Origin of the sequence: Faecalibacterium sp. An58 (assembly GCF_002161515.1) — a bacterium.
Lineage (GTDB): Bacteria > Bacillota > Clostridia > Oscillospirales > Ruminococcaceae > Faecalibacterium > Faecalibacterium avium.
Map to the genome: position 1 here is coordinate 1 of NZ_NFHX01000038.1, position 17,825 is coordinate 17,825.

At 44.5% G+C, this 17,825-nt stretch carries 9 protein-coding genes and 1 pseudogene; all 10 read left to right on the top strand.

Going from position 1 to position 17,825, the window contains the following annotated elements; genetic code table 11:
• Positions 1–156 precede the first annotated feature (156 nt).
• The 10 genes and pseudogenes from B5G12_RS13210 (at position 157) to B5G12_RS14495 (ending at position 17,492) form a co-directional block, all read left to right on the top strand.
• A pseudogene (locus B5G12_RS13210) lies at positions 157–3,312 on the top strand (DEAD/DEAH box helicase).
• 12 nt (positions 3,313–3,324) lie between these two features.
• Positions 3,325–3,885, top strand: a complete 561-nt coding sequence (locus B5G12_RS13215; RefSeq protein ID WP_087325364.1) for a hypothetical protein — start codon at positions 3,325–3,327, stop codon at positions 3,883–3,885.
• 14 nt (positions 3,886–3,899) lie between these two features.
• Positions 3,900–4,283 (top strand): (deoxy)nucleoside triphosphate pyrophosphohydrolase, encoded by a 384-nt coding sequence (locus B5G12_RS13220; RefSeq protein ID WP_087325365.1) that lies wholly within the window; start codon positions 3,900–3,902, stop codon positions 4,281–4,283.
• The gene (locus B5G12_RS13225) at positions 4,273–4,590 is read left to right on the top strand and encodes a nucleoside triphosphate pyrophosphohydrolase (RefSeq protein ID WP_087325366.1); all 318 of its coding nucleotides are present in this window, start codon (positions 4,273–4,275) and stop codon (positions 4,588–4,590) included. The genes B5G12_RS13220 and B5G12_RS13225 overlap by 11 nt, the downstream gene beginning before the upstream one ends.
• Positions 4,587–5,045 (top strand): DUF6998 domain-containing protein, encoded by a 459-nt coding sequence (locus B5G12_RS13230; RefSeq protein WP_204245691.1) that lies wholly within the window; start codon positions 4,587–4,589, stop codon positions 5,043–5,045. The genes B5G12_RS13225 and B5G12_RS13230 overlap by 4 nt, the downstream gene beginning before the upstream one ends.
• Before the next feature lie 9 nt (positions 5,046–5,054).
• The gene (locus B5G12_RS13235) at positions 5,055–7,331 is read left to right on the top strand and encodes a DEAD/DEAH box helicase (protein ID WP_087325367.1); all 2,277 of its coding nucleotides are present in this window, start codon (positions 5,055–5,057) and stop codon (positions 7,329–7,331) included.
• 225 nt (positions 7,332–7,556) lie between these two features.
• Complete coding sequence (locus tag B5G12_RS14480) at positions 7,557–9,107, top strand: hypothetical protein (protein ID WP_144064164.1); 1,551 nt, start codon at positions 7,557–7,559, stop codon at positions 9,105–9,107.
• Positions 9,108–9,109: 2 nt separating this feature from the next.
• Positions 9,110–11,206: a coiled-coil domain-containing protein gene (locus tag B5G12_RS14485; protein ID WP_144064165.1), complete on the top strand. Its 2,097-nt coding sequence runs from the start codon at positions 9,110–9,112 to the stop codon at positions 11,204–11,206.
• A 3-nt stretch (positions 11,207–11,209) separates the two neighbouring features.
• Positions 11,210–12,229 carry a hypothetical protein gene (locus B5G12_RS14490; protein ID WP_144064166.1) on the top strand — a complete coding sequence of 340 codons (1,020 nt, stop codon included), beginning with the start codon at positions 11,210–11,212 and terminating at the stop codon, positions 12,227–12,229.
• 10 nt (positions 12,230–12,239) lie between these two features.
• On the top strand, positions 12,240–17,492 hold the full coding sequence (locus tag B5G12_RS14495; protein ID WP_144064167.1) for a DEAD/DEAH box helicase family protein: 5,253 nt from the start codon (positions 12,240–12,242) through the stop codon (positions 17,490–17,492).
• The last annotated feature ends 333 nt before the right edge of the window (positions 17,493–17,825 follow it).

Genomic DNA, 17,825 nt, shown 5'->3' on the forward strand with positions numbered 1-17,825 from the left:
CCGATAGCAGCGAAAGAATAATCTGATTGGAAATCTGGGTTGTTTGGTCTTTTTACTTGATCTACGTTTGGTTATTTCCGCTGAACCCCAAATGGTTTTTTCAGCTGAACGCTAACACGATACTTCTATAAGAATTCCATGGAAAGTGTGAAAGATATGCTATCGCCCGGCCTTTACGAACAGATCATCAATCAGGCTTTAAACAGTGAGCTTTCGGAAATTCCCGAGGTCTGTAAGTCCATTGCGCCCATTGATAGGGCTGAGGCTTCGAAAGTGTTAGCACAATATCTAGCAGATGTGGTTCAGAAAGGAATGGAGAATCTGCTGGACAATGGGGGAGATATTTCTACACAGATCGGGCTTGCCAACCAGATCGTAACCTTGATTCAAAATACCACACAAGAAGCTGACTTTGCTGCGCTGCATGTTGACCAGCGGGCAGAGCTGCTTCTTGCGCTTTTAAGGCAGCAAGACCCTCGGCTGGCAGCAGGGAAAACGGCTGCAAGCTTGAGCCGGCCAGAGACATCCATTGCCCGGAGTAGTCTGTTTACAGGCGCCATCAAGGAACCTCAGATGTACACAGAACTGAAAAAGGAGATCGTTTCTGCCGATCGCATTGATATGCTGGTTTCCTTTATCAAATGGAGCGGCCTTCGGCTTTTGATGGAGGAACTGCGAGAGTTTACCCAAAATGGCGGCGAGTTGCGGATCATCACCACTTCCTATATGGGAGCTACGGATCTAAAAGCCATTGAGGAACTGCGTGCTCTGCCGAATACCCGGATTAAGGTCAGCTATGATACCAAGCGCACACGACTTCACGCAAAGACCTACATCTTTTACCGAAACACAGGTTTTACCACTGCCTATGTGGGCTCCTCCAATCTGTCCAACGCAGCCATCTCCAGTGGTTTGGAATGGAATGTAAAGGTCACCCGCAGAGATCTGCCAGAGACCATCGACAAGATTGCTGCTACGTTCGAGAGCTACTGGAACGCAAGCGAGTTTGAATACTACTCAGAGGGTCAAAAGGAACGGCTGGCTCGGGCACTGAAAGCGGAGAAGTACATTGATTCCAACAACGCCGCAATCTATACCATGGATATCACGCCCTACTCCTACCAGCAGGAAATTTTGGATAAGCTGGAGGCGGAGCGAACCATCCGAGGATATACCCGCAACCTGGTGGTAGCTGCCACCGGTACGGGCAAGACGGTGATTTCGGCGTTGGATTATAAACGGTTTCGCAAGCAGAATCCCGGAAAGCCCCATCGGCTGCTCTTCATTGCTCACCGGGAAGAAATTCTGCGACAGAGTCTGTATACCTTTCGAGCGGTGTTGAAGGATGCCAACTTCGGTGAGCTGTTCGTAGGCAATTATAAGCCGGAGAGCATCGACCATTTGTTTGTTTCCGTTCAGACGTTCAATTCCCAAGATTTTACCGCAAAGACTGCCTCGGATTTTTATGACTATATTGTAGTGGACGAGTTTCATCACGCAGCAGCGCCCACCTATTAGAAGTTGTTGTCCTATTACAACCCAAAAATTCTGTTGGGCTTGACTGCTACCCCGGAGCGTATGGACGGCAAAAGTGTTCTGCCCTATTTCTATCACCGCATTGCGGCAGAAATTCGTTTGCCAGAGGCCATCGACCGCAAGCTGTTGTGTCCTTTTCAATACTTTGGCGTCACCGATACGGTGGATTTGAGCAGGTTGAAGTGGAGCGCCGGCGGTTACGACAAAGGGGAGCTTTCCAATCTCTATACCCTTAGCGGCACCGTGGCCAATCGACGCGCCAATTTGGTAGTGAACTCCCTGCTCCGATATGTGACCGATATCGACGAGGTCAAAGGTCTGGGCTTTTGCGTGTCTATTGAGCACGCTGAGTTCATGTGCCGCTATTTTAACCAGCGCGGAATTCCGTCCATTTTTCTGACTGGTAAATCCACTGATGAGGAAAGAAACACCGCTAAGTGCAAGCTGATAAGCGGTGAGATTCGGTTTATTTTCGTGGTGGATATCTACAATGAGGGCGTGGATATTCCAGAGGTCAACACGGTCCTGTTTTTACGGCCCACTGAGTCTTTGACGATCTTCCTCCAGCAGCTGGGCCGTGGGTTGCGCCTTGCGGAGGGGAAAGACTGCCTGACAGTGCTGGATTTCATCGGTCAGGCCAACAAGCGGTATCGTTTTGAGGATAAGTTTGCAGCGCTGCTCTCAAATACGAGTCGCAGTGTGACCCGTGAGATTAAGGACGGATTTGTCTCTGCTCCGAAGGGGTGCTATATTCAACTGGAAAAGAAGGCCGCCAGATATATTCTGGACAACATTCGAGCCTCCTATGGCAACACCGCAGGACTTGTTTCCCGGGTGGCTAGCTTCACCGAAGATAGCGGTCTGGAGCTGACTTTGGCAAACTTTCTGGACTATTACCACCTAGACCCCAGGGCGATTTATAAATTCTCTTCTTTCTCCCGACTTTGTGCTCGTGCGGACGTGATCGAGGATTTCAGTGAACCAGTGGAGGATCTGCTCACAAAAGCTTTTGCACGGTTGGCTGTCATTGACTCCCGGCGGTGGATTCGCTTTTTACTGGACCTATTCCCCCGTCTGGATGATGTGGATTTTGCGGCGCTGGGCGAGAGGGAACAGCGGATGCTCCAAATGTTCTATGTGACAGTTTGGGGCAAGGCCGCAGAGGACTGGACGGCAGATGAGGTGCTGGATAACCTCTATGCCCTCTCGGATAGCCCTATTCTGCTAGGGGAACTTCTGAGCCTGCTCCGCTATCGGTATGAGCAGATCGATTTTATAGACGAGCCGGTGGAGCTGGGATTTAACTGCCCGCTAGATCTTCATTGTACCTATACCCGGGATCAGTTGCTGGTTGCAATGGATTTCCTGAAACCGGCAACTGTGCGTGAAGGGGTCAAGTGGCTGCCAGAAAAGCAGCTGGATGTGTTCTTTGTTACGCTGAATAAAGCCGATAAGGACTATTCGCCAACCACCATGTACAAGGACTACTCCATCAACGAGAGCCTGTTCCATTGGCAGAGTCAGAGCACTACAGCAGCAGATTCTCCTACAGGGCAACGGTATATTCACCACCGGGAACGCGGGAGCAAAGTGTTGTTGTTTGTCCGAGAGTTCAAAACGGATCGGATCAGCGGTGGAGCAGAGGCGTATACCTTCCTGGGGACTGCAAATTATGTAAAACATGAGGGAAGCCGGCCCATGAATATTACCTGGAAACTGGATCGGCCGATCCCGGCGAAGTTCTTGAAAAAGACAAACAAGCTGGTTGTAGGATAAAGGAGAATCGCGATGACCGAGCTGGAGAAGATAGCCTATGCAAAAAGTTACATAGAAAAACTTGCCAACGGAATCAATCCATTGACAAACCAAGCGGTTCCGGATGATGACCTTATAAACAATGTTAGAATATCACGTTGTCTTTTTTACGTGTCGGACATTTTAAGACGAGTTGTAGAAAACGAAGGGATTTCTCAGCCCAAAATTAAACCTGCAAAAGTGCCGTTTCAGTTGGACTGGGAAGCCCGGGGAAAGTTTGAATATTCCGAAATTCCGATTCCCATTAGCGAGATCACCCGCCGAATCAATGAGTTAATTCGAGAAGAGAATATGAAAAAGTTGAGCTATAAACACATCGCAGATTGGCTCATACAAGCCGGCTTTTTGAAATTGGTGACAGGCGATGATGGAAAAACTATTCGAAGACCAACAGACAATGGTATAAACATTGGAATTTCCATAGAGGAGCGAGAAAGCTCCAAAGGACCGTATATGGTTGTTGTCTACAATCAGGCGGCACAGGAGTTTATTCTGGACAATCTGGATGCTGTCATTGCGTTCATTCAAAAATGAGCGAGGAAAATTATATGACTGAAGTCGTCGCAGCCTTAATCTGGGACAAAGAGAAATTTATGATCTGCCAGCGCCCGGCCCATAAGGCCAGAGGGCTGCTCTGGGAGTTTGTGGGCGGAAAGGTTGAGCCGGGGGAGACCAAAGAGCAGGCGCTCATCCGAGAGTGTCAGGAGGAGCTGGCCATTACCCTGGATGTTGGCAAAGTGTTTATGGACGTGGTCCACAAATATCCGGACCTGACGGTGCATCTGACCCTGTTCCACGCGACCATCCGGAAGGGAACTCCCCAAAAGCTGGAACACAACGACATCCGCTGGATCACGGTAAATGAGATTGACCAGTATGCCTTCTGCCCGGCAGATGAGGAGATTTTAAGGAGGCTGAAAGATGCCTATTAAAACCTATCACAAACTGGTGCGTGATCGTATTCCAGAGATTATTGAATCAGACGGGAAAACCTGTGTCTGTGAAACGCTGTCCGATGAGGAGTACATCCGGCTTCTGGACCAAAAGCTGAACGAAGAGCTGGCGGAATACCAGGAGAGCAAATCCATGGAGGAACTGGCCGATCTTTTGGAGGTCATGCAGGCGGTTGTGCGGGCTCGCGGCTGGACATTGGATGAGCTGGAGCAGGTGCGTGCAGACAAGACAGCCGAACGCGGCGGATTTACAAAAAAGATTCTGCTGAAGGAAGTGTGGGAATGAGCGCAGCAACAATACAGGAAATGGTCGCAGAAAAAATTAAAACTCTTTATCGTGTCTCGCGGGAACTGGAAGAACTGTTTCCCGGGAGGCACTATACGCCAGATGGACATATGATCGGGAGCATTGGCGAGGCGCTGGCGGCCTGCCGCTATGGGCTGACGCTGTTTGAGGCATCCAAAGAAACCCATGATGCCAAAGCACCGGATGGTCGGCTGGTTCAAATCAAAGCGACGCAAATTGACCGGGTCGCACTCTCGAGCGAGCCAAAGTGGCTGCTGGTGCTCCAGATCCATCCGGACGGCACCTTTTCCGAGGTATACAATGGTCCGGGCAAACTTGCCTGGGAGCATTGCTGGGAAAAGCAAAAGAACGGCCAGCGGCCCATCTCCTTGGCGAAGCTGCGAAGCCTGCAGGCTGAGGTCCCGGAAGAGGACCGGCTGAAACGGATCATGTGAGGTGCCTCTATGCCTACTTATCGTTCGATCTCTGGCAGCAGTGCCGAGGACTTGTTTATTGAATTGTTTTCTGACACCTTTGGTGCTGAAAAGGCGGGTTATCTCTATTCCCAGTACCCTTTCTTTGATATTTATCAGAACAGCCGGTTTGCCGATTTTATGATCGAGAACGGTGGGCGGAAAGTGGCCATTGAGATTGACGATGAAGCCTCCCATAACCCCAGGCTGGTTTCTCAGAACAAGTTTTATGATGATCTGCTTAAACAGAACAGCATGATCTACCTGGGCTGGGACGTGTACCGCTGGGCGGTGCGGCAGATGCAGCAGCAGCCGGAAACGGTCAAGGATGAGCTGCGGATCTTTCTGGGCCAGCATCCCAGCTTCAAGGAGATCGAGGACTATCTTCCCACCCAGCGTGGCAAATCTCTGGATGGCTCCGGTCTGGAACTGAAGGAGCACCAGAAGCAGGCGCTGGTTGCACTGGAGGAGATGCGCCGCCACTTTGAGACCATTGCCCTGCTTTACCATGCCACCGGCACCGGCAAAACGGTGACCGCCGTCATGGATGCCAAGCGTTTTGGCAAACGCACGCTGTTCCTGGCTCATACTGTGGAGCTGGTGGATCAGGCAGCCAGAACATTCCGGGAACTGTGGCCCCAGGCCACAGTGGGCCGCTATGTGGAGAGCGCAAAGGAAAAGGACGCCTTCGTCGTCTGCGGCAGCATCCAGAGTGTGGCGCTGAATCTGGAACAGTTCAAGCCGGACGAATTTGGCTACATCATTGTGGATGAGGCTCACCATGCCTCCGCTGATACATACCAGAAGGTCCTGGCCTATTTTACACCAGAATTCACCCTGGGTCTGACCGCCACGCCGGAGCGGGCCGATGACAAGAATATTCTGGACATCTTCAAACATACCGCTCATAAACTGGACATCCAGACAGCCGTCGAGATTGGTGAACTGGTGCCTGTGCGCTGCATTCGTATCCATACCAATATAGATTTGACCAAGGTGCGCTTCAACAGCATCCAGTACAACATACGTGACCTGGAGAACAAAATTTATGTGCCGGAACGGAATCAGCTGATTGTGGACACATGGCTGCAATATGTGAAGGATAAGCGCACTGTGATTTTCTGCGCATCTGTCCAGCATGCAAAGGAAATTGCAGGGCGGCTTCATGGCGCCGGCGTGGCTGCCGAAGCAGTATCTGGTGAAATCAAAGCGGCCGACCGGCAGGAAATTCTGGCCCGCTTTGAAAAGGGACAAACAAAGGTCCTGTGTGCCTGTGACCTGCTCAACGAGGGCTGGGACTGCCCGGCCACCGAAGTGCTTTTCATGGCCCGGCCCACCATGTCCAAGGTGCTCTATACGCAACAGCTGGGCCGTGGTATGCGGCTGTCGCCCGGCAAAGAAAGCCTGATGGTGTTTGACTTTGTAGACAATGCCAGCCAGTATAATATGCCGTACTCGATGCACCGGTTGTTCCGTCTAAAGGAGTACAGGCCGGGTGCGCTGGTATTGGGGAGCAAGAAGCAGAAAATGGCTGAGCAAGGGCTGTATGAGCGCGGCGAACGCCCCGACGCTATCATCGATTGGCCTGTGGATGCACTGGATTATGAGCTGGTTGATCTTTTCAACTGGCAGGAAGAGGCTGCCGGCATGATCTCCCAGATGGAGTTTGTGCGCCGGGTGGATGTGCAGACTGAGACCATCGAGCGATATGTGCGGGAAGGCCTGCTGGTGCCGGACTTAGTGGTCCCCATGAGCGAGCACCGGACCTTCAAGTACTTCAAAGAGGAGACCCTCAAAAAGTACGCCGAGCAATATGGCTGGACGCTCATTGACGACTCCAACCGCAAGGATCTGTTCATGGAGATGGTTCGTCAGATGGATATGAGCTACTCCTATAAGCCGGTGCTGCTGAAAGCAATTCTTTCTCTTGCAGACAACAAAGGCCGGGTGAAGCTCAGCGATATCGTTGACTATTTCCGGAAATTCTATGAGGCTCGGCGGGCCGCTGGTCTGGTGGTGGAAAAAGCCAACAGCATCTATGCCAGGGGAGACTATACCGACGCCCAGGCCCAGCGGAATATCCTGTCCAACCCCTTCAAGCGGTTCGAGGACATGCAGATGCTCCGCCATACCAGGACCCTGGGAGTGGTTCAGGTGGATGAATCGGTCTGGAAGAAACTGACCGAAGAAGAAAAACAGGAAATGCAGCGGATCTGTGATGAAAAGCTGGAGAGCTACTTTGAGCGGTTGAAGTGGAAATTGGTGTGATTGGATAACGAAAACATGGATTTAGTAGTATTTCAAAAAGGAACTGCCTCATAGTTGAGAAAAGATAAAAAATGTCGTATAATTATAAAAATTGGTAAATAAAATTAATTTATGCAAAGCAATCGAAATTATTTATCCGAGTAATAATTTTGATCTGAAGAGGTTGGCGAAAATATATTGTAGCTTTGCTGGATGTTTTGTAAAGATAGATTGAGGTGAATAAGTGTGTCTTTGACACATGTGTGTGTTTGGGAAGCAAAAAATGGATACCGTCGCATATCTATTGAAGAAGCTTGCAAAATGTATCCGCATGGTGTTTCAGCTAATAGTGGGATTTTTGCGTGTGAATTGTGTGCGAAGGCAGTTTTGCTGACTGCTCCGGGCAGTAATACTCGTCATTTTCGGCATACGTCAAAGGATGAGACAAAGGCGTGCGAAGACCGTGCACAAGCTTATAACCAAATTATTATAAAGTCTAATCATCCTCAAATGCCTATAAAAATCGAACTGACACAAAATAGTTATATTTTAAAACTTGGCTTTTTACATATGCCATCGTTTGATAGGACTAAGCCTGTATGCCGAAAAGTAGTTATACTAGGAGATCAACAACAATTTACCTATTCGGCAGAGCATATTTTTTCGGAAGGAGTTACCTATTTAAATATTGGAAATATACCAAGTTCAATATATCGATTCCGTTATGAAGGAGTGTCATCAACAGTTGGCTGGTATTATCCATCTAGTACAGAAGGGGTGAATCCAGAGGGGTCCTTTTTTGATTGCGCTTCTGGAAAGATGTTTCTAAGAGGTAGTAAAATATATTCGCATCGATCATATTATTTGCTCCAGAAGGGAACGCTTGGATACATTCCTGATGGTATTAATTGTCACAAAATAATGGAGTGCAAAACCGACATGTTTACGACATGGCGGTTATATCAAGTGCAGGTCTTAGAATTCTCTAAAGAAGTTGCTAGATTTTTCTTGGCACGATCTGTATTTCTGACTGAAAATCCGGTTGAATTTTATCCGATTTGGCCTTGCTATACAAAAGATCAATATTTTATCTATCATACTGAGCCAACAGTTTATTTCTATATGCAAGGCGATGAGGCGGAGTTGCATGCATATCCTTCGTTTTTGGCTGTTACAAAATCTGAAAAATTGACAAGTGGGAAAATTTACCGTATCAGTGCAACATCAAAGGAACAGTTGGTGTCTTTTGGACAATCTGGAGTATTGGGCTTTTCGTATTTAATGAAGAAAACGCCAAACATATGTTCAGCGTTACCAGATGTCCAAATTAAAGATATAGATGGTCGAGCGTTGGATCAGCAAGTTTATAATATATTGCCAAAAGGAAAACAGATTATACTCCAGGCCCCGTACAGTGGTAAAGTAGTCATACTGCGTAAAGATAGTATACAAGAAATTAGAGCAATTCCCGATGAAGAAGAAATCACAGTGGACAAACTTACTATAGGATGTGAAGTTCAGATTTTTCAGGGATGTGATCTTGTAAGAACGATTCGATTTGAGAGTCAAAGAAAATTAAAAAATAATAATTTTGATCGTCAGATAGTTGCAAAATTGAATTTGTGTAAAGACAATAAAATACCAGTTTCTCATGGTATAGGAGTAATTGCTATAAGGCTCAAAGATTATCCATTAACGCAAACATGGATATATCATGTAATCCGGCAAGGCTGGATTAGCCGGAGTGCTTACTATTTGCTCTGCAATTTGGTAAAACAAAATGAAGGGATGAAGTAAAATTGAATGAGAGTGTAGAATATACTTCGCTATGTATGGTGCGAAGCGATGCTAATCAGCAAAAATGGCTGATTCGGTTGGCAGATCTTAGCAATGGAAAGTTAAGGTTGCCTAACATTAATGATGACTTGCCAAAGTACTTTGATAATAGAGATCATCTGTATTGGCGAAATGGACCTAGTGAAGATGGAAGTATAGGGATTTGGCATTGGTCAGCCATTCCCAGGGATACGGAATCATGGAAAGATTTTATCACAACAACCTTCCAAGCAGAACTGCATCCAGTGCAATTTATTTTAGTTAAAAGAGTGAATACAATAGAGCAGCTTCGAGATAGGATTTTACTCGGGTTTGAAAATTTGCGTCAGTGTGGTTGTGATATTGTTTTTTGTTATGAAGCTGGACAGGGAGCATATAGAAAATATACTGGACTTTATTGTAAAGAAAATGATTTGGTATTTCAAGGAAAGACATGTATAAAAAATGATGTCTATTTTCTTCCAGTCTATCGGTTTACAGATTCGGATATTATTACAGTAGAAAACAAGTTGCAATTTGTGAAATCGGTACCGCTTGCACAATCTAAAGAAAATTTTGTTCTTAATGATATAGGACAACTGCTTTATTCTATTATTTCGGGACGAATGACTTGGCCTCTTTATAAAGATTGCATAGGCAAAACAAAAGCAGAATGGCGTGAATGCAAAAAACTGTTTGAACGCGCATGTGGCGAATCATTATATGAAGAAGTTTCACAAAAGCTAGGATATCCATTGGACAAGGCCAAAGAAATAGTAGATCATTTTGTACAGCGTGCAGATTTTTTATTGGACGAAGGAGATATTGATACCGATCTTTTAGGCCAAATTGCAATGCATAGTGATAAGGTAAAAGCGCAGTGTGAAGAAGCTTTGACGCAACGCTGGAAACTTGCCCATGCAGCGGAACTTAAAGCAGCAAAGGCAGAAACAGATCAGGAAGAGCAAAAAAGGAAAGAACTGTTGCAAACGTATATGGTCCAGTTGCATAAGGCTCAGGAAGAAAAGCAAACAGTTCAAAGAGAAAAAGATAATCTTCTTTCCCAAATAAAGCAGGCTCAGGAAAAGTATAATACGCTAGAAAAGGAAATAGAAGAATATGAAGCGTTAGGAGAAGAAACACTCCAGGAAGTTCGAACAAAAATTAATAATGCACGAAAAGATATGGCAGGCTTTTTGGCTGAGTTATCCCCAATTTTAACAGTACAGGGAAATCAAAAGTTTGAGCCATCAAAAATAAAATCTGATTATAGATGGAAATTTTGCCCGGGTATCACATATAAAGGATCAAATGGAGAAGAAGTAGAAGTTTGTGAAAACTGGATGGAAACTCTAGATCTTTTGCAGACAAACCTTCAACTAGCAGGCGTGAGAAAAGAGTGGCTTAGATGGTTTTCGTCATTTCTTTATTCTGCATTTTATAATGGTATGCCATTATTACTGGCTGGTCCTAATGCGGAGGCAATTGCAAATGCAATTTCATTGACAATATTTGGTAAAACAGTATCCCATTTGAAATGTCATGGAGAAATGGACACCTCATTACTTACAGCCTATGTAGAGGCAGATCTAGTAGCAGTAGAAAATCCATTTCACCCGGATTGGCTCGCTTGTATGCCGCAGATAATGGAACATAGCTTTTCCCTATGGCTGCATCCTTTTGCAGAGGATTTGGCAGTAGAACCAAAAAGTCTATGGGATTATGTATATCCTGTATTTACCGAATGCTTTGTGGATCAAATGCCAAAACAAGATCAGATGATTGGGGGACAAAAAAAGCAAGGTTACAATATATTCCGCCCAAACAATCAGTATCGAGTAAAAGTAAATAGATTTAAACAGTTTCGAATGCATCCGTTATTGGCAAATCGCCTTCAGCGAGTTTTAGCTGATGCTAAATATATGGCAAATTTGACTGATGCAAGCATGGAGTATCTGTTTGGGTTATTGCCACTTACTATATTAAGCGGGAAGTGGGAGGTTTTGACCGAGCTTATAGAAAATGAAAAAAATTTATCTCCATCTGTTCAGACAGAGATTGAGCGTCATATTGAAGGATAAATAATGAGAGAAGAACTAATTGCTGCAATTGCGGAGGAACTTGGAATTGAAATTGACCCGACAAACACAAGTTGCCTATGCCGAGTGATTTATAGTGCAACAGGTAAAATGGCGCTTACCTCTTTGTGGGATTGTCCAGAAAATGGAGAAGCGATTTCAATTCAGCATTTTAAAAAGAGAGCAGAAGAAATGCTGAATGCTTATCTTGTGATAGAGCCTAGTATAAAAAATTGTTTTCTGCAGAATATAAAAAGTTTATCGGAGGAAATTTACAATATATACCGCCGGAATGGATTTTTTTACCATAGTAAGTATCATTTAACGCCTGCGGTACCAAAGAAAAGTGGGACGGAAAACTGTATTCTCTATCGTGGAATTGATCCAATGAAAAAAGTTCATATGAGTGGATTAGGAATGTATGAGCTATCTAAGGCAAGCAAGGATAGGGAAAGTGTAGCAAATATGTTTGGACTACAAACACAGTCAATGCAGGACTTTTTACAGAGCATTTTAAAGCTTGGGGAATGGACTCGAATTGACTGGCCGAGAGATGCCCAATTTCTTCGTACAAAGCCACCATTTTCAAGAGGATACTGGCAGGAAAATCCGGATAGGGAAGATCAAGTTTCTCTAGCTCGTTATGGCTTTCCAAGAAAGATTTATGTGTTTTATCGATACAAAGAAGATTGCTTCTGGCAAAAACAGATTCCTGAATGGCTGGTCAATGATATTCGATGTGTTGGACAGCCAAGTGATGGAGAATATCGACGCATTGCAAGTGCCTTACTCTACATGAAACATAAATTGCCTCCGATTACAACACAAGTGAAAAGAGATATAGTGCAGATCCGTTTGGGCTATCGCCTTCCACCGGCAGAAGAGGATTTTTTTAAATTATATAGCTGGCCAATCAATTATGATATATCCACATTGACCCCACAAGTATTTTGTCGTGAAATGTCAATGAATGTGTATCCGATTTTTGAACAAACACTAGAGACCATAGGATATCAGTTTTTGTAAAGGAGCAATTATGGCAAATGGAGCAAATGCAATCCATAAACAGTTGAGATTATCTCTTGAAAACTATATAAAATCTCAATATTTTGGAAAATCTCCTATTCTGCTTTCTGCACTGCAAGGAAAATTGGATCAGGAGGGTGTTTTATATCAAAAACCGTATATAGAATCGTCCCCCGCATATAAAAGCAAGGAACATGGAATTCAGCTGTCAGAAAAACTGCCAGATTGGATGAAGGATTATTTTGGCAAATTATCTGAGGCTAAACTTGGCGTTTATCCATCGCCGTTTTGTCACCAAATTGCAGCATTGGAAGCGGCACAGGAAGGAAAGGACCTATTTGTATCTACTGGTACGGGTTCGGGTAAAACAGAGTGCTTTTTGTGGCCGTTGATGGCAAAGTTAGTAACAGAAGCTCGTAATCAACCTGAAAGTTGGAAATTACGTGGAGTACGAGCTATTATTATGTATCCCATGAATGCATTGGTATCGGATCAAGTCAGTAGATTGCGCCGACTAATGGGAGATCCAGAATGCCAGTTTGTAAGGATTTTTAGGGAGTGTACTCATAAAAATGTGCGACGTCCACAATTTGGTATGTACACCGGTCGCACGCCATACGCTGGTCCAGAGCCTAGGAAAGATGCAGATCATCGTTTAGAAAATACATATGCCCAAATGGTTCATCCGGATAGTGAGGAAGGAAAAGCGTTTTTATCCAAGCTTATACGCGAAGGTAAACTTCCTGCAAAGGCAAATTTCACTGATTTTCTTACGAAATTACATAATAGCCAACATATCCCTGATCCGGAGGATGCCGAGCTAGTAACACGCTTTGAAATGCAACAGTTTTGTCCGGATATTCTTATTACGAACTATTCGATGTTGGAATATATGCTGTTGCGGCCGCGAGAAAAGAAAATTTGGGATGATACAAAAAGGTGGCTGGATGAAGCACCGGAAAATAAACTTCTGTTTGTCATCGATGAAGCACATATGTATCGAGGGTCATCTGGTGGTGAAGTTTCACTGTTGATTCGTAGATTACTTCATCGACTGGGCATTAAACGGGACCGTGTACAATTTATACTGACGACAGCTAGTATGCCTGATCAGAACGAGAAAGATCGAAAGGCAGTCAGAGAATTTGCTAATGCACTGACAGCATCGGATGAGGAGTGTCCATTCTGCTATCTTACAGGAGAGCAAGAAGAAATTCATGCTGAAAATAGTTGGGAAATCCCAGTAACCAATTTTTTAGTGGCTATAGCAGAAGAGTTTGAAGGAGAAGACAAACAGAAGCTGAAAGCTTGTAATGAATTTTGGCAAGGAGTCACTCATTCTGCTGCACCTTTTCAAGATCTCTCAGCAGCCTGTTATTGGATGTATGACCATATTCTAGATTACAAGCCGTTCTGTACACTATTTCAAATGTGCAGGGGAACTGCAGTTTCGTTACAGGAATTAGCAGAGGCGATCTTTCCTGCAAGTACAATAGAGGAGGCACTTTATGCTGTAAGTGTAATGTTAGCAATTGCACCATTGGCACACAATATAGAGGGCAGTGTTTTGTTCCCAGCTCGAATGCATATGCTATTTCGTGGAATTAAAGGTGTGTATGCTTGCACTAATCCCGATTGCCCTCATGCTCATACAGAACAAGGTTTAACATTAGGAGAGATTTATTTTTCCGATGGAAGAATGACTTGTAAAATATGTGGAAGCAATGTTTATGAGTTGTTCAATGACCGGCGGTGTGGAAGTCTCTTTTTTAAAGGATATGTGTTAACATCGGACTTTGAAAATCGTAGAAGAACATATCTTTGGCATGCACCTGGTGCATTTAACCAAAATGAAGTGCAAGAAATTCATCTTTTCATTCCGCAAACAGACTATCACTTACCACAGAAACAGGGAAAAAATCCTATTATGCCCTGTTATTTAGATGTAGAAAGTGGATTTGTTGATTTTTCTGATGATTCGTTAGATGGACAACCAGGTATTAGAAAACTATATTACAGCAGCTTTTCTGCAAAAGGGCGTCCCAATTTGCTGACATTTTCTACGTGTCCCCACTGCCTGCGCGAATTGTCTCGGATGCAGTTGACATCATTTAACACGCGAGGAAATTTGTCGTTTTTCAATCTTATTAAATCACAGTTCCAAGCACAGCCACCGGTCCCTGAAAAATCTGGACAACCGGAGCGCTTTCCTAATGAAGGACGTAAAGTGCTATTGTTTTCTGACAGCCGACAGCGCGCAGCTAAGCTGGCACGGGACATGTCAGATGCATCCGACCGAACCGCAGCGCGTCAATTAGTGGCTCTTGCTATTAATTGTATGGAACATCAAACGATAGAGCATTCGATGAATACGCTGTATGACTTCTTTGCAATGGCTGCAGTGGAACACCATGTACATCTTTTTGTAGAACAGCAGCAAAATACCTTGATGGAACATGGACTGCAGGCTCTCAAAAGTTATCAAAAGAGTAAAAAGCGTCGTTTGGATTACGTGCCACGATTTACTATTGTAGAACATGCGCCGAATGCAATGAAGGAGCAATTACTACGACTCTATTGCGGTGGATACAATACATTAGAAGATGCTGCGATCAGTTGGATTGAGCCAACAGATGTTGCAAAATGGGATGCAATTGATTTGTTGGAAGAATCCGGTATTGAGGTAGAAGAAACCGAGTTTATGGAGTTATTTCATGCTTGGATACTATGGACGTGTGACCGTTTTGTAGTATTGGGTCAGACCATTTCAAATGACATCCGTCTAAAAGTGCGGCCGAATTATACAGGGTATGGAATGACAAAAGACTGGCACTTCTCTACAGCAATTCGAGAAATCATGGGATGGAAGGATGGAGATCCTCAAGAAAGTACTTGGGTACGGGTTTTAAGAGAAACCTTTATGGCTGAAAGCCAGACAAACGATGGAAAATATTATGTAGATCTTTCACGTATAAAACCTCGATTTGACTTGGCGCATAGTTGGTATCGGTGCGAGCAGTGTTCAGGGTTGACTCCGTATCTATTGAGGAAAAAATGCCCGGTTTGTCAAAGCGAACGAGTGCATCTTGTATCAAAAGAGGAAATGAAAGCTTTAGATTTTTGGCGTACACCGGTTTTAGATGCATTGCATGGGGAGACAATCCGAGTTATTGATACGGAGGAACATACTGCGCAGTTGTCTTATAAAGACCAAAGAGACGAATTGTGGTCTCGCACCGAGGAGTATGAACTTCGGTTCCAGGATTTTCTACAGTCGGGACAAACTCCAGTGGATATTTTGAGTAGTACTACTACTATGGAAGTAGGCATTGATATTGGCTCACTGGTAGCAGTTGGTCTACGAAATATACCACCTATGCGTGAAAACTATCAGCAACGTGCTGGTCGCGCTGGCCGTAGAGGTACAAGTCTTTCGACCATAGTGACTTTTTGTGAAGATGGTCCGCATGATTCGCTTTATTTTTCCCATCCAGTCCCGATGCTTCGCGGAGATCCATGTAGACCCTGGATTGATATTGGTAGTGAGAAAATTGTTCAACGACATTTGAGCATGGTCGCTTTACAAAGTTATTTGGCAAAAAAATTGTATAGCCTGGATGCTATACCGGCTATGACTTTTTTGGATGACCATTTGTCGGCTTTTTCTACATACCTGGCAGAATTTCAAATTTGCCCGACAGATATTTTGGTTCCAGTTTTATCTCAGCAAGTGTTACAAAGCTATAAATCGTCGCTTCAAGATGCACTCGCGCAGTTAAAAGATAAACGGGAAAAACATCCTGAACTATATGATACTGATGACGGAAGTGAGTCTGGCAAAAAATCGCTGTTAGATGCGTTGTATGAGGAAGGAATTATTCCGACATATTCATTTCCTAAAAACGTGGTAAGCACATATATCACAAGTTCAGATGGACGGATTCGATACCAGGTGGAACGAGGCTTGGATATGGCCATTGGAGAATATGCGCCGGGTAGAGCTATTGTAGTAGATAAAACAACTTATCAAATTGGCGGCCTGTATTGCCCAGGAGCAGATCGAAAAGCTGTAACTGCAGCATCACCTGCAAGAGCATTTATTCGAGATGCAAATTACCGTAAGCAGGTGCTGACTTGTGATGCGTGCGGGTGGTTTGGCTTACAAGAAGATCATGTGGAGCGGTGTCCTTTTTGTGGCAATTCATCGTTAACATCGATGCGTGAGATGCTTCGCCCTTGGGGATTTGCGCCAAAAGATGGCAGATCTATTGAAATGGCCCAATTAAATGAAGAGTATTCTGCTACACAACAGCCTCTGTATTCTACATTGCCTGATGCGGATGATGTTTTAGCAATCCATGGATGCGTTAATATCAGGATGGCAGTTCGTTCCAACCAGCGTATCATTATGCTAAACAAAGGTGTAGGAGATAGAGGCTTTATGGTCTGCTGCGACTGTGGCGCGGCGATGCCAGGTGATGATGCAAGTGCACTAAAGGGGGTTATGCGTCCCTACCGGTCTAAATTTAACCGAACTCAGTGTAAACATACAGACTGTATCAACATTAATCTAGGGTATGATTTTATTACTGATATGTTGGTCTTGGAGTTTCAGCTGGATCGTAATCGTGTAAATGTAGATATACAAAAAGACTCGTGGTTAAATCGTGCGGGACAATCTCTGGCAGAAGCACTCCGATTGGCAGCCTGCCAAGAATTAGATATTGAATTTACGGAGTTGGTGACAGGCTATCGCATGCGTCAAAATCAAAATGGAGATTTTGTAGACATTTACCTTTATGATAGCCTCTCAAGCGGTGCTGGCTATGCTGTCAGCATGGCAACACAAATTGAAAATTTACTCAATAGGACAAGAAACCTGCTGGAAAACTGTACCTGTGAGAATGCTTGCCATAACTGTTTAAAGCATTACCGAAATCAGTATGTTCATGGTATGCTAGATCGAAAAGCGGCTTTGAACCTTCTGGATTGGGGAGAAGATGGCAAATTGCCTGAACCGTTGACGAACGTAGAACAAAAAGCAATTCTACTTCCACTTTCGAAAATTCTTCAGCAGTCTGGAATCAATGTAATATTTAATAATGGTAAATTTACCGTTAGAAGTCGCAGATGTAGCAAAGAGCTTGTCGTTTATCCCGCGATATGGGCTGCACCACACAAAGCCGAAACTATTTTTCTGCGAGATGCACAGATTAAATATGCGAAACCTGTGGCCATAAAAACAATAGAAGATTGCTTATAAGAAACAATTACATTTAGGCTTGGTGGCAATCTAGTTGGAGAGAAATAACCCAAGCCTCGGCGTACACAGAAAAGATTCTGCGATATTGCACTGGAAAGTGGTAGAAAGGCACCCGATTCTTTTTGAATTGGGTGCCTTTTACTCTGCTCTGGACTTCAGTTTGGACGGGTTGATGGATTTAAAATAAGAATAAAAATGTATATAAGTTTTGCAGCGTAAGCGCTCAATAATCCCCCGTGAGGGATAAAGAAAAGAGCTCCCATAAGGAACTCAAATCGGTTAAAATTATTTGAGTTTGCAATACTCGGGTAGGCTTTCGGCCCAGGGGAGCAG